Source organism: Kribbella sp. NPDC031520 (genome assembly GCF_055580825.1).
Genome location: NZ_JBVIKS010000002.1, coordinates 1299563 through 1313589, shown reverse-complemented (window position 1 = coordinate 1313589; position 14027 = coordinate 1299563). Strand labels below are relative to the sequence as shown.

Here is a 14027-nt window from a genome sequence, read left to right as displayed (position 1 = left end):
AGTTTCTTCAGTTGAAGCTCCCCCAGGACAGAGAGTAAGGCACCGAGACGTGATCGTGTACGCGGGCCGCCCGGACCTGTGGATATCCTGGGTGGCCGGCACCGAGCGGAGCGAGGTATTACATGGAACCGGGCACTGTGGTCTGGCGGGAGACCGCTCAGTCACTGTTGCGGCAGAAGTGGCTCATCCTGGGCTGCGTACTGCTCGGACTGCTCGGCGCCTCGGTGTTCGCGCTCTCCCAGACCATCCGCTGGACGGCGTCCAGCCAGCTGGTGATCGGCCCGGCCGTACCGCCCGCGCTGGTCGGGAAGCTGTCCACCGGCGCGGACAAGACCGGCCCGCTCGGTATGGACCTGCCCGCCGAGACCCAGGCCCGGGTGATGGCCAGCCCGACGCTGCTGGCCGCCGTGGTGAAGTCGCTCGGCATGCCGAACAACGACCAGACCATCCAGGACCTGGCCGCGGTGACCCGCGTGAAGGCGGTCACCGACAACGCGTACCTGGTCACCACCGACGGCCCGACCGCCCAGAAAGCGGTCGACCGGGCGAACGCGATCGCCACGATCTACCTGATGCAGCGCAACAACGAGGCCAAGGCGCTGCTCACCAACCTGGCCGAGCAGGCGCAGGGCCGGTCCAAGACCGCGACGCTGCAGTCGCGCGGTCTGGCCAGCCAGATCGACGAGGCGGTCGGCCGGGGCGACAACCAGACAGCGGCGGCCCTGCGGGACCAGCGAGTGACGCTGGCGACCGAGGCCCGGCAGGCCGCGGACGACGCAGCCGCGATGCTGAAGGCACTGTCCACCGTCGGCGCCGGCAGCGAGCTCGTGACTCCGGCCACGACCGACACGGCCACCTCGTCGCCGATCGTTGCCCGCGACATCCTCGTCGGCGGCATCCTCGGCCTGGTGCTCGGTTTCGGTCTCGCCCTGCTCCGGTCGCACCTGACGCCGTACATCCTGACCCGCGACCAGGCGGCGCGGGCCGCCAGCGCCCCGGTGATGGCGGCCTCCGAGGGGCATCGCCGCCGGTTCTGGCAGCGGTCCGCCCCGGAGCTGCCGCAGTACGAGATCACCGCCCTCGGCGCCGAGGCGAGCGGTGCGCTGGCCCGCCGCGAGCTGAACCCGCGCGCGATCGCGGGCGGCAGCCCCGGCGCGCTGCTGGTCGTGTCGGCGTCCCCGACCCCGAACTCGGCGGGCATCGCCCTGGCGATGGCTGAGGCGAACGCCCGCGACGGCCGCGAGACCCTGCTGGTCCTGGCCGACATCGAAGGTACGCCGGTCCTCCCGCACCTCACCGGCCACGAAGGGCTCACCGACCTGGTCAACGAGCCGGCCGCGACCCGCGCCATCCGTGCCCGCAAGCTGTTCCGGCCCGGTACGGTCGCGGACCTGTACGTCCTGCCGCCCGGCCTGAACCACGAGGAGACGGCCGAGGCGGTCGGCCCGTCGCTGGTCCCAGGCATCGTCGCGGACCTGCCCCCGGGGTACTCGGTGGTCATCCACGGACCGGCCTCGGTCGGTCGGCACGGGATCAGCCCGCTCGCCGCCGCGGTCGACGCGTCGGTGCTGGTCGTCCAGGTCGGCCTCGACAAGGAGATGGACGTCGCGCGGCTGACCGGCGCACTGCAGTTCGCCGGCGCCCCGGTACTCGGTGTCGTGCTGATCGGTACGGCCTCGCAGGACGAGACGCTCGGCATCCCGCTGAACTACAAGCCGCTGGACTGATGTCTGTGTCTGTCGGGACTCTGGCACCACCCGTCCCGGGCACGGTCGAGAACACGGAGGAGCGGCCGGCCTGGTTCTGGTTGATGTTGTGGTGCCTGTTCGTTCTCGGCGTCCAGCCGTGGTCGTCGCGGGTCGCGGCTCCGCAGGGTACGACGGGGTCCACGAACAGCATGGCGAAAGGCGTGCTGCTCGGGGCGGTCTTCCTGGTCGCGGTCGCGGCGACGAAGCCCGGGTTCCGGACCCGGGTGAATCCGGCCAGCTGGCTCTACGTCATGTACGTCCTGTTCGCCTGCGCGACCGCGTTCCTGCTCGCCGAGCCGATGGGACCGCTGACCCGGCTGGCCCGGTTCCTGATCGGGCTGCTGTTCGTCTTCCTGCTGTGGCGGCCGCTGGTTTCGGTCCCGGAGCGGCTGGTCCGCGCGCATCTGTGGGCCCACCTGTTGCTCGGGGCAACCGTCGTACTGAGTCTCGCGTACGCGCCGTCGCAGGCGTGGCGGCCGCTCCGCTCGCTCGGCACCGGCTCCCGGTTGCAAGGCGTCATCATCCCGATGTTGCCGCCGCGGGTCGGCGAGGTCGGCGCGATCCTGCTCGGGCTCGCGCTGATCGGACTGCTCTGCCGCAAGCTGTCGGCGCTGCCCGCGTTCGCGTTGATCGGCCTCGGCGGCGTGCTGATCGCGGCCAGCCGGACCCGGACGTCGGCCGCGGCGGTCGCGTTCGGGCTGGTGATCGCGCTGATCATCACCCGGAAGACGTGGCTCGGCCGGATCGCCTGCCTCGTCGTACCGGGGCTGCTCGGGCTCGCGTTCCTGACGATCGGTTCGTTGCACACCTGGCTGCTGCGCGGCCAAGGCACGCGGCAGATCGCCTCGTTGAGCGGCCGGACGACGAGCTGGCAGGCGGTCGTCGACGAGAAGGTGTCGACGCAGACCGCGATCATCGGCCACGGCCTCGGCAACAAACGGGTCCTGCTGACCCGCGGCGAGGGCGACGTCGACGTGATGGCGATCGACAACAGCTGGCTCGGGCTCTACTGGGAGACCGGGCTGCTGGCGGTCGCGATCGTCGCGCTCGCACTGATCCTCGCGTGGGTGTCGGTGCTTCGCGCGCCCACGCCGTACGTCAAGGCCTGCGGCGCGCTGCTGCTCGGGTACGTGACGGCCGCTTCACTGAACGAGAGTGGCCTGTCCGACCTGTCCTCGATGACCGTGCACCTCCTGGTCGCCGCGGCGATCTGCGACGCCGACCGTCTAAGACATCGAAGACGTGCGCTAGCTGCTGACTGAGTCCTGGTCGAAACCGGACTGCTGCCACTGCGACCACGTCAGCGTCTTGCCGTGGTACGCGAACTTGTCAGCACCTTGGTAACTGTTCCGGCGGAAGGTGATCGCACCGGGCTGCGCCGGTGACTTCTTGTTCTCGACCACGCCGAGCGACGCGGTCGGGCCGGTCATCACGAACAGGTTGCCCTCGACAAGCACATCACGCAGGACGTACGTACCGCGCGGCCCCTCGCCACGCGTGCGCGACTGGATCGACAGTGCGTTCCGGTTGTCCTTGATCAGGTTGCCCCGGACCTGGACGCCGGCCGACGTGTTGACGTTGATGCCGCCGCCGTCCCAGAGCGTGCCGCCGGAACCGCGGCCGGTACCGAAACCGTTGTGCTCGACAACGTTCTGGTCGATCACGCCGGCGTAGCTGATCTCGTACCGGATGCCGTCCGCGGCGTTGTCCCGGATCCGGTTCCCGGTGATACGGCGGTCGTACTCGGCGATGTCGCTCCACATCCCGACGCCCCGGTTCGCGACGATGTCGTTGCCGCTCACCTCACCGGACGACCGGGTGGACTTGATCCCGCCGGACTCCCAGTCCGCGATCCAGAATCCGTCGGTGTTGTTGCGGGTGACCAGGTTCGCGCTGATCCGGACGTCTTTCGCCTTGTACTGGCCGATGCCGAGCTGGCCGTTGTCGGCGACCGTGTTGCGGGTGACCTCGGCGCTGTCGCCCTCGATCACCATGATGCCGACGGCGTGGTTCCAGCGGACCTCGTTCGACGTCACCTTCCAGCCGGGACCGGCCTGCAGCGCACCGGCCTGCGGGCGGCTGGCGAAGTGCTCGATCGTCAGTCCGGTCACCGTCACGTTGTCGGCGGACTTGTCGATCGCGGTCTGCGTACGGGACAGCTCTGCCACGTGCCCGGTCGGGTCGTCGGCCACGTACACGGTGTTGGTCGTGTAGTCGCCGTAGAAGGTGCCGGGCTTCAGCTGGGCGAGGCTCATCACGCGGGTCAGGTGCTTGCCGTCGACGAAGACCTGCTCGCCTCGCTGGCAGGGGTTCGTCTTGTTGTCCTCGCACTGACCTTTGAGGTCGTACGCCGCCGGCAACACACCCTGCACCGACCAGCTCGTGCCGGTGCGCTTCCAGCCGGTCAACCTGACGGCCCCACTCAGCACCGCGCCAGGCTGTCCGCCGAGCGTGTCACCTGTCTTCGGTCGAACAGCGCGGGTCAGCCGATGCACGCCCTTCGCGAAGCAGAACGTCGTGCCCTCGGCGGCGGCGTCGATGACCGGCTGCGGGTCCGCACCGACCGGGATCAACGTACCCGCGCAGGGTTTCGCCGTACCCGGGCCGGTCGGTCCGAGTACGGCGGAAGCGGCGGCCGGGGGAGCGGTCGGGACGGTGACGGTCACAACCGGCGTGGGTTCGGGTGGCTTACCCGAGTCCGACGAACAGCCGGACACCAACAACACCGCGGCACCAGCAGCCGCGACGGCCCCACGCCTCATCGCAATCCCTTCCAGAAGATTGCGTGAGACTACCTGCTCGAGAGGTACGTGTCCTTCGCGAGGTCGTACGCGAGCGCCTTCGCGACCCGCAGCGCGTCGTCCTCGTCCAGGCGGTGCTGTACGACGAGGTTCGCCAGGTGGCCGGCGTCGATTCGGCGGGCCAGGTCGTGCCGCGCGGGGATCGACAGGTACGCGCGGGTGTCGTCGACGAAGCCTGACATGTTGTAGAAACCGGCCGTCTCGGTGACGAGTTCGCGGAAGCGGCGCATGCCGTCCGGGCTGTCCAGGAACCACCACGGCGCCCCGAGCCGTACGGCCGGGTAGACACCGGCGAGCGGCGCGAGCTCCCTGCTGTAAACCGTCTCGTCCACGGTGAACAGCACCAGCCGGAACCCCTCGGCGTGGCCGAACCGCTCGAGCAGCGGGCGCAACGACCGGGTGAACTCGGTCGGCACCGGGATGTCGTGGCCCTGGTCCGGGCCATACGTCGTGAAGATCGCCGGGTCGTGGTCCCGCAGTACGCCGGGGTGCAGCTGCATGACCAGTCCGTCCTCGGCCGACATCACCGCGAACTGGAACAACATGTTTCCCGCGAACGCTGCGGCGTCGTCCGCCGTCACATCGCCCTTGAGCGCGCCGGCGTAGATCCGGGCCGCCTCGGCGTCGGTGAGCGGTGTCGCGGCGGCGCTCAGGTGACCGTGATCGGTGGCGCGCGCACCCTTGGCGATGAAGTCTTGCCGGCGCCGCCGGAGCGCCTGCAGGAATCCCTCGTACGTCGTGGTGTCGACGTCGGCGAGCTTGCCGAGCTGCGCGATCAGGCCGGGCCAGCCGTCCCGGTCGACATGGACCACGGCATCCGGGCGGAACGTCGGGATCACGCGGCCGGGCAGGTCCTTGTCGAGGCTCGCGTGCTGCGCGAGGTCGTCGGTGGCCGCGTCCGTGGTGGAGATCAGCTCGATGTTGAACCGGTCGAGCAGCGCGCGCGGGCGGAATTCCGGCTCCGCGATCCGCGCCATGATCCGGTCGTACAACTCGTCGGCGGCCTCCGCGGACGGGTGCACGTCCAGGCCGAGGACCTCGGCGAACTCGTGCTCCAGCCAGTACCGGCTCGGCGTACCGAGGAACAGGTGCCAGTTGGCGCAGAACTCCCGCCAGATCTCCCGCGGCTCCGCGGACTGCTTGCCGTCCCGGCGAGGGAGGCCGAGCTTGTCAGGGGAGACGCCCTGGGAGACCAGCATCCGGGTCACGTAGTGGTCCGGGACGACCAGCAGTTCGGCCGGGTTGCCGAACGGCGCGTCGGTGGCGAACAGCCCGATGTCGACGTGCCCGTGCAGGCAGAGCAGCGGCAGGTCCTTCGTCGAGGCGTGGATCCGGCGCGCGACGTCACGGGCCGGACCGGCCGGCAGGGCACGGTCCGGATGGGGCTGCAAAGCCTTCGGCATCTGTCCTCCGATGAGCGGTTCTGAAACGGCACTGCAAAGGATTGCAGGCAGGCACTGTTGGCACAATAGACGGGTTCTTGACACAAACCGCAACCGATTGCAGAGTGGTGCACGACCAACCCCCGCCCACGCCTTGCCCGGCACCGGCAGGGCCGGCGGCTGTGGAGGTGGGTGTGGCAGCGACGATCCGGGATGTGGCGCGGTTGGCCGGCGTTTCGCCGTCCACCGTGTCGCGGGCGCTCTCGCTGCCTGAGATGGTGAACGCCGCTACTCGGGCTCGTGTGGCCGCGGCGGTCGAGCAGCTCGGGTACGCGCCGAACCGCGCCGCCCGCGGTCTGATCACCGGCCGGACCGGGACCATCGGACTCGTCGTACCGGATCTGGCCAACCCGTTCTTCGCCAGCCTCACGAAAGGCGTACAGGCGCGCGCCCGCCGCCACGACCTCGCGGTCTTCGTCGCGGACACCGACGAGGACGCGGCCGCCGAGGCCGGCCTGGTCCGGGCCTTGTCCAAGCAGGTCGACGGCGTCGTCCTGTGTTCGCCCCGCGCCAGTGACGCCGAGCTCGCCGCCATCGCGCAGGACACCACCGTCGTACTCGTCAACCGCGCGGCCGAGGGCCTGCCGGGGATCAACTACGACAACGAGGACGGCATGCGCCAGGCCGTGGCCCATCTGGTTGCCCTCGGCCACTACCGGATCGCTTGGGTCGGCGGACCGGCCTCGTCCTGGTCCACCCAGCACCGCGGCGTCGGGCTCCGGAACGCCGTCGAGACGCTCGGCGCCCAGCTCGCACCGGTTGGCAACTTCGCCCCGACCTACGAAGGCGGAATGGCGGCCGCGGACCAGGTGGTCGCGACCGGCGCGACGGCGGTGGTCGCGTACAACGACCTGGTCGCGATCGGCCTGCTCGCCCGGCTGCACAGCCGCGGCATCTCGGTGCCCGGCGACCTCAGCGTGGTCGGGGTCGACGACATCGCGATGTCGCGGATGGCCCGGCCGGCGCTGACCACGGTCCGGCTGCCGAAGCAGGAGGCCGGCCGGCTCGCAGTCGAACTGCTGCTGGCGATGCTCGAGGACCCGGAGGCCGCACGTGGAGCACACGGGAACCTGCACGGGGAACTGATCGTCCGGGACTCGACCGGACCGGCACCACAGAAGGGAACCAAAGCTTGACCAGGCTGAGTCTCACCAATCTGCCCGTCGCCCTCGCGGTCGACCCGAAGGCGTTGTCGGTCGGGATCGTGCACCTCGGGATCGGCGCGTTCCACCGGGCCCATCAGGCCGTCGTCACCGAACGCGCGGTGGTCGCGACCGGCGAGACCCGGTGGGGGATCGCCGGGGTGAGCCAGCGCTCCACCACCGTCCGCGACCAGCTCGCACCCCAGGACGGCCTGTACTCCGTCCTCGAACGCGGGCTCGGCGACCCGTCGATCCAGGTGATCGGCAGCATCCGCGACGTACTCACCGCACCTGAGGACCCGGAGGCGGTGGTCGCGCGGATCGCCGACCCGGCGGTGTCGGTGGTGACGCTGACCGTGACCGAGAAGGGGTACCGGGCCGCGGGCGACGGACTCAACCTCGACGACCCGGAGATCCAGGCCGACCTGACCGGCCGGCCGCCGCGCACCGTCGTCGGTCAACTGGCCGCCGCGATCGCCCGCCGGGACGAATCGTTGACAATCCTCTCTTGCGACAATCTGGTCGCCAACGGCCCGTTCCTGCGCAAGCTGGTGACCGACTACTTCGAGGCGCTCGGCAAGGTGCCGCCGGCGTTCGAGGGGACGCGTTTCCCGGCGAGCATGGTCGACCGGATCGTCCCGGCGACGACCGACGCCGACCGCGACGAGGCCGCGCGGATGCTCGGCGTACGGGACGAGGCCGTGGTGGTCGCGGAGCCGTTCCTGCAATGGGTGATCGAGGACGAGTTCGCCGGGGGCCGTCCCGCGTGGGAGCGCGGCGGGGCGGTGCTCACGTCGGACGTGGCGCCGTGGGAACAGGCCAAGCTGCGGATGCTCAACGCCACCCACTCGATGCTCGCGTACCTCGGCGCGCTGCGCGGGTACGAGACGATCGCCGAGGCGGTCCGCGACGAGGAACTTGGCGGTCTCGCGCGCCGGCTGATGACCGAGGACGTCATCCCGACCCTGACCCCACCCGACGGCCTCGACCTAGCGGCGTACGGCGAGACCGTCCTCGAACGCTTCGAGAACCCGGCCCTCAAGCACCGTACCCGCCAGGTCGCCATGGACGGCTCGGTCAAACTCCCCGTCCGCATGCTCGGCACCGTCCGCGACCGCCTCGCCGCCGGCGCCGAACCACACCTGATCTCCCTCGCCGTCGCCGCCTGGATGGTCTACGTCCTCCGCACCCCAGACCTCGACGACCCCCAGGCCCCCCGCCTGCAAACCGCAGTAGCCAACATCACCGACCCCACCAAACTGGTCGACGCCCTACTGGCAGTAGACACAATCTTCCCCCCCGACCTCCACGACTCCACCGTCTTCCGCGAGCTCCTCATCAACCACGTCACCGGCCTCACCCACTGACAGACGGTGTTTCGGGGCGGGCGATCTGCAGCTCGACAGGAGGTGTCCACCGGTGGGTAGGACACCTGAGCGTGAGCTCGTCCGCGCGTACACTGTCTCGTCGGTGCACTACCTGTCGAGCTGCCGACCGCTGACCTCGGCTGACGGCTACTGGGTCAGTTGGTGGTGGGGAGGACGGTGAGGATGCCGGTGGCGTCCAGGACTGCTTTGCCGAGGGTGAAGAAGCTGGTGGTGTCCTGGCCGGTGGTTTGCCACTGTTTGGCGGTGTACCACTGGCCTGCCTTCTGGAACCGTTGGGCGCTCAGGCTGTCCAGTACGTAGGTGTTGCCGTTCAGCGTGACCTCGCCGGCCGGGATCGCGGCGCCGGAGTTCTGCACCATGCCGGTCGCCGCGGTACCGCCGCGCATCGTCACCTGGTTGCCGGAGACAACGATGTCGCGGAGCACGTTCGTTCCCCACGGTCCGGAGCCGCGAGTACGGGACTGGATCGCGATCCCGTTCACGTTGTTCGCCACGACGTTGTCGCGGACCTGCACGTTGGACGACGTGTTCACATTGATCCCGCCGCCGTCCCACAGCGAGGTACCCGATCCGCGTCCGGTACCGAAGCCGTTGCCGCTGACCACGTTGTCCTCGATCACGCCGTTGCGGCCGATCTCGTACCGGATCCCGTCCGCCGCATTGTCGACAATCTGATTGTTGGCAAACGTCCGGCTGTCGTCGTACGCGTCGCTCCACAACCCGATGCCGCGGTTGTCCTCGATCAGGTTGCCGCACACCGAACCACCGCTCGACCAGGTGGTCTTGATCCCGCCGGACTCCCAGTCCGCGATCCAGAAGCCGTCGGTGTTGTTGCCGCTGACCTCGTTCGCGCTGATCGTGGCTTTCAGCGTGCTGTACTGCCCGACGCCGAGCTGACCGTTGTCGTGGATCCGGTTCTGCTCGAGTGCGGCACCGTCGGCGTTGATGAGCATCGCGCCGACGGCGTGGTTCCAGCGGATGTCGTTCGCGTACACGTGCCAGCCCAGCCCGAGGACGATCGCGCCGCCCTGCGGGGGAGTGGCGAAGTGTTCGATCGTCAACCCGCGGACGATCACGTTGTTCCCGCCCGGCTCGATCGCGGTCGGCGTACTGGACATCTCGATCGCGTGCCCGTACGGCGCATCGCCGAGGTAGACCGCGTTCGCCGCGTAGTCGGCGTAGAAGGTGCCTGGGGCAACCTTGTCGCGGGATGCCACCCGGGTCAGGTGCCTGCCGTCGCGGAACACCTGCTCGCGGAGGTAGCAGGTGTTCGCCTGGTTGTCCTCGCACTGCCCGGTCTGCGGGTACGCGGCCGGTAGCACCCCGGTGGTCACCCACGCGCGGTTCATCCCGGCACTCGACCTGGTGTTTGACGTGGTGTTCGACGGGGACCAGCGGGTCAGGCGGACGGAGCCGGTGAGGACGGCGCCGCGGTCGCTGGCCAGGACCTGGTTCGCCTTCGGGTGGATCGGCTCGCTGATCCGGTGCAGGCCGGCGGTGAAGCAGAACGTCGTACCCGCGGGCGCCTGGTCGACGATCGCAGCCGCGTCGTCGGTGGTGCCGATCGTGACCCCAGTACACGCCGGCGCAAGCACAGGCCCGGTCCGAAACGACCCATCCCGCGGCGGCGTCGCCACGCCCTGCTCACCCTCGGGCAACCCCCCGACACCCTCCCACGCGTCGCCCGGTGTCGCGCTCGTGGGCTGTGACTCGCTGGGCGGCTGGTTGGTGCGGAGCGGTGTGCTGCTCGCGGGTAGCGGGCCGACGGCAACCAGACTGGTGCCGACGACAACTACTGCCAGAAATGCTCGTTTCATAGCGGAGCCTCCGGTGGCACAGGTAGCCCTGAGCGCACCCCCCATGGCGCGGCTTCGCTTCGCAGGTTACCCCTACGTCACGTAGTCGTGGCAATACGTAGCGCACAATTATGTTGCGAAAGGCAAGCGAAAGCCCCCGCCGGGCGACGAGCGGGTGGGCGACGAGCGGGGCTCAGTTCGCTAGGAAGCTGCCGACTTTGTCGAGGCCGGCTTCGCGCCAGCCGGCGGCGGTCAGCTTTGTGCCGAACCGGGCGAACCGCTGGGTGCCGAGGCTGTCGAGTACGTACTTGTTGCCAGTGAACACGACCTCCCCGGCCGGTACCTCGGCGCCGGAGTTCTGGACCATGCCGGTCGCCTCCGTACCGCCGGTCATCTCGATGACGTTCCCGCTGACCTGGATGTCGCGCAGCAGGTACGTGCCCCACGGCCCGCTGCCACGGGTGCGCGACTGGATCGTGACGCCGTTGACGTTGCCCGAGACCCGGTTGCCCTTGATCGTGACGCCGGTCGACGTGTTGACGTTGATCCCGCCGCCGTCCCACAGCGACGTACCCGATCCGCGCCCGGTGCCGAACCCGTTGCCGGTCACGGTGTTCCCCTCGATGGTGCCGTTCCGGCTGATCTCGTACCGGATGCCGTCCGCAGCATTGTTGACAATCTGATTGTCGGAGATCACCCGGCCGTCGTCGGCGACGTCGGCCCACATCCCGACGCCCTTGTTCGACCTGATCAGGTTGCCGCTCACGGTCCCGGACGAGCGGGTGGACTTGATCCCGCCGGACTCCCAGTCGGCGATCCAGAACCCGTCGGTGTTGTTCGAGCTGATCACGTTCCGGGTGACGGCGGCCGCGGCCGAGCTGTACTGCCCGAGGCCGAGCTGTCCGTTGTGGTGGATCAGGTTCTTGTCGACAATCGTCTTGTCGGCATCGACGAGCATCACGCCGACCGCGTGGTTCCACGAGACGTCGTTCGCGGTCACCTTCCAGCCCGGCCCGGACACGAGCGCCCCGGCCTGCGGCGCGCTGGCGAAGTGCTCGATCGTCAACCCGCGAACGACCACGCCACCGGCGTTCGACTCGATCGCCGTCGCGGTCTTCGACATCTCGACGTCGTGCCCGGCCGGGTTGCTGCCGAGGTAGATCGCGTTCGCCGCGTAGTCGGCGTAGAACGTGCCGGCTCGAACCGCCGACACACTCGCCACCCGCGTCAGATGCGTACCGTCCAGGAACAACTGCTCCCGCAGGTAGCAGATGTTCGCCTTGTTGTCCTCGCACTCACCACTCTTGCCGTACGCCGCCGGCAGCGCCCCGCGGGCCACCCACGCCGACCCCGAGCGGGCCCAGCCGCTCAGCGGAACGGATCCGGTCAGTACGGCGCGCTGCGCGCTCGCGAGGACCTGGTTGGCCTTCGGGCGGATCGTCGAGCTGATCCGGTGGACACCGGCGGCGAAGCAGAACGTCGTACCGGCCGGCTTGGAGCTGACGATCGCGGCGGCGTCCTGGCCCGGCTTGATCACCACGCCGCTGCACGGTCCGGCGACCGCCGGGCCGGCCTCGCCGGAGTCGACCGCCGGCGGCTTCGGAAGCTCAGGCCCGACCGGCTTCGTCGCGCCGGTCGTCGGTGTGGTCGTCGCCCCAGGCTTTCGCGTCGGCCGCGGCTTCGTCGACGGTGTACCAGTGGTCGCGGACGGCTCGGTTGGGCGCGGAGCCGCCGTCGGAGACGCCTTGCCCGGCCGGTGCGAGGGCAGCACCCGTCCCGCAGCCTGCTCCGACTCCTGGAACTTCGCCGCCGTCGTTGCCTTGTTCTCGTTGGCGATCACGGGTACCGCGACCGCGACGACGGTCAGCGCTCCGGCAACCAGCGCCGCCGACCACAACTTCCTCAATGCACTTCTCCTGGGAACAGGCGAGAGACCAGGTGTAGCCAAATGCGATCAGTACAGGACTTAAGGTAGTGCCATGCGGGTCGCCATGTTGCACAACCGTTACCGGACCGGTCAACCCAGCGGTGAGAACACGGTTGTCGCACAAACGATTGATTTGTTGCGTAACTCAGGACATGACGTCGACCTGTACGCCCGAAACAGCGACGACATCGCGAATCTGAACCGAAAAGATCGCGCGCTGTTACCGTTTCGCTCCGTCTGGTCATTTTCGGCGGAACGCGATTTAACGCAGCTATTGCAAGCGCAACGGCCCGATGTGGTGCACGTACACAACACCTTCCCGTTGTTCAGCGCCTCCGTACTGCGCGCGGCGTCCCGCCTGAACCTCCCCGTCGTCGCGACGCTGCACAACTTCCGCCTGCTGTGCGCGAACGCGGTCCTGCAGCGCGACGGCCGGCCGTGCGAGTCCTGCATCGGCAAGCTGCCGGTCGCGGCGGTGCGGCACGGTTGCTACCGCGAGTCGCGCGCGCAGACGTTGCCGTTGGCGACGAGCATCGGCGTGCACAACACCTTCCACACGTGGCAGCGGTACGTCGACACGTTCGTCGTACCGTCAGGCTTCGTCCGCGACCGGTACGTGACGGCAGGCTTCGACGCGGACCGGTTCGTGGTGAAGCCGCACGCCGTACCGCACGAAGGCGCAACGAGGACCGGCGCCGGGGACGCGGTGGTGTTTCTCGGGCGATTGAGCGAGGACAAGGGGTTCGCGGATCTCTTGCAGGCATGGGATTCCTTGCTCGGCCGGCTGGTTGTCGTCGGCGACGGCCCGTTGCGTGCGGCGGCCGAGGAACGGGCTCGAAAAGACCTGTCGATTCAGGTGCTCGGTCAACTACCTTGGGCGGCCGGAATGGATGTTCTCCGATCCGCGCGCGTCGCCGTCGTACCGGCCCGTTCGTATGAGACCTTCGGACTCGTGGTTGTGGAGGCCTTCGCGCACGGCGTACCGGTGGTCGCATCCCGGCTCGGAGCGCTGGCGGAGCTCGTCGACGACGGGGAGACCGGGGCGCTGACCGAGCCCGGCGATCCGGAATCGCTGCGGAAGGCGATCGGGTTGGTGGCTGATCCCGTCACTTCGATAGCCTGCGGCGAACGAGCCCGTACGGTCTACCTGGAACGCTTCACTCCGGAGCGTGACCTGGTGGCCACGGAAAGGATCTACACCGATGCGATCGCCCGGCACGCCGCCCGCGGCCGGTCGCTCACGGGACGCGGGGCGGGTCGTGCCCGCCGGGTATAAAGTCGCGCCAGGCGCAGGGGGCAGCGCCGGGCAAGAGGAAGTGCAGGAGTTCGTGTTGGGGGAAAGCAGTTTGCCGCGCACGGGATGCGTCGCCGGGGTCTTCGACCTGTTCCACGTCGGGCACATCGACGTGCTCCAGCGCGCGCGCCAGTTCTGTGACCGGCTGGTGGTGGCGGTCCTGTCCGATGAGTGGGCGCTGGACGCGTGGGGCGGACGGCCGTTCGTACCGCTGCTCGAGCGGGCGCAGATCGTCGAGCATCTGCGCTGCGTCGACGAGGTCGTTGCCGTCGACGACGTACGGCCCGACTGGCTGACCGGCGTACTGGGCGTGCAGACCGTGTTCGCTGCCAGCGGCGCGGACGGCGTGCTGAGCGTGGACGAGCTGGCCGGGGTCCCGGCCGGGCTGATCACGGTCCTGCCGGCCGGGCGGGCCTCCCGCAGCCCGATCCTGCGCGCCGCGATCGACCAGCGGCAGTCACGCAGCTCGGTCGCATGAGCGTGTCGGTC

The 14027-nt window shown here is 69.2% G+C and carries 10 protein-coding genes; 6 read left to right on the top strand and 4 right to left on the bottom strand.

Translation table 11 applies throughout. From position 1 onward, the window contains the following. Nucleotides 1-122: 122 nt before the first annotated feature. Nucleotides 123-1727: a Wzz/FepE/Etk N-terminal domain-containing protein gene (locus tag ACZ5BU_RS14905; protein WP_465699107.1), complete on the top strand. Its 1605-nt coding sequence runs from the start codon at nt 123-125 to the stop codon at nt 1725-1727. Nucleotides 1728-1732: 5 nt separating this feature from the next. Continuing rightward, complete coding sequence (locus tag ACZ5BU_RS14900; RefSeq protein ID WP_465699105.1) at nt 1733-3010, top strand: O-antigen ligase family protein; 1278 nt, start codon at nt 1733-1735, stop codon at nt 3008-3010. Here the strand turns inward: ACZ5BU_RS14900 and ACZ5BU_RS14895 are convergent. Beyond that, on the bottom strand, nt 2996-4510 hold the full coding sequence (locus tag ACZ5BU_RS14895) for a right-handed parallel beta-helix repeat-containing protein (RefSeq protein ID WP_465699103.1): 1515 nt from the start codon (nt 4508-4510) through the stop codon (nt 2996-2998). The two genes, ACZ5BU_RS14900 and ACZ5BU_RS14895, sit on opposite strands and share 15 nt — an antisense overlap. A 29-nt stretch (nt 4511-4539) precedes the next feature. Next, entirely contained in the window at nt 4540-5952 is a 1413-nt protein-coding gene (gene uxaC / locus ACZ5BU_RS14890) for a glucuronate isomerase (RefSeq protein WP_465699102.1), read from the bottom strand. A 173-nt stretch (nt 5953-6125) separates the two neighbouring features. Here uxaC and ACZ5BU_RS14885 point away from each other — a divergent pair, with 173 nt between their 5' ends. Both ACZ5BU_RS14885 and ACZ5BU_RS14880 read left to right on the top strand, forming a co-directional pair. Continuing rightward, nucleotides 6126-7127, top strand: coding sequence for a LacI family DNA-binding transcriptional regulator (locus tag ACZ5BU_RS14885; protein WP_465699100.1), 1002 nt, complete (start codon nt 6126-6128; stop codon nt 7125-7127). After that, nucleotides 7124-8500 carry a mannitol dehydrogenase family protein gene (locus tag ACZ5BU_RS14880; protein ID WP_465699098.1) on the top strand — a complete coding sequence of 459 codons (1377 nt, stop codon included), beginning with the start codon at nt 7124-7126 and terminating at the stop codon, nt 8498-8500. Before ACZ5BU_RS14885 ends, ACZ5BU_RS14880 begins: the two co-directional genes overlap by 4 nt. 155 nt (nt 8501-8655) lie before the next feature. On the opposite strand, the gene ACZ5BU_RS14875 is transcribed toward ACZ5BU_RS14880, so the two are convergent. Continuing rightward, nucleotides 8656-10338: a right-handed parallel beta-helix repeat-containing protein gene (locus ACZ5BU_RS14875; RefSeq protein ID WP_465699096.1), complete on the bottom strand. Its 1683-nt coding sequence runs from the start codon at nt 10336-10338 to the stop codon at nt 8656-8658. A gap of 172 nt (nt 10339-10510) precedes the next feature. After that, nucleotides 10511-12223, bottom strand: coding sequence for a right-handed parallel beta-helix repeat-containing protein (locus tag ACZ5BU_RS14870; RefSeq protein ID WP_465699095.1), 1713 nt, complete (start codon nt 12221-12223; stop codon nt 10511-10513). Nucleotides 12224-12296: 73 nt separating this feature from the next. Between ACZ5BU_RS14870 and ACZ5BU_RS14865 the strand changes: the two genes are divergently transcribed. Then, complete coding sequence (locus ACZ5BU_RS14865; RefSeq protein WP_465699093.1) at nt 12297-13520, top strand: glycosyltransferase; 1224 nt, start codon at nt 12297-12299, stop codon at nt 13518-13520. Nucleotides 13521-13575: 55 nt separating this feature from the next. After that, nucleotides 13576-14016, top strand: a complete 441-nt coding sequence (locus ACZ5BU_RS14860) for an adenylyltransferase/cytidyltransferase family protein (RefSeq protein ID WP_465699091.1) — start codon at nt 13576-13578, stop codon at nt 14014-14016. The last annotated feature ends 11 nt before the right edge of the window (nt 14017-14027 follow it).

Bases quoted from the DNA above. Each gene is read 5' to 3' on its own strand.
- ACZ5BU_RS14905 (WP_465699107.1), top strand. From the start codon at position 123: ATGGAACCGGGCACTGTGGTCTGGCGGGAGACCGCTCAGTCACTGTTG.
- ACZ5BU_RS14895 (WP_465699103.1), bottom strand. From the start codon at position 4,510: ATGAGGCGTGGGGCCGTCGCGGCTGCTGGTGCCGCGGTGTTGTTGGTG.
- uxaC (WP_465699102.1), bottom strand. From the start codon at position 5,952: ATGCCGAAGGCTTTGCAGCCCCATCCGGACCGTGCCCTGCCGGCCGGT.
- ACZ5BU_RS14875 (WP_465699096.1), bottom strand. From the start codon at position 10,338: ATGAAACGAGCATTTCTGGCAGTAGTTGTCGTCGGCACCAGTCTGGTT.
- ACZ5BU_RS14865 (WP_465699093.1), top strand. From the start codon at position 12,297: ATGCGGGTCGCCATGTTGCACAACCGTTACCGGACCGGTCAACCCAGC.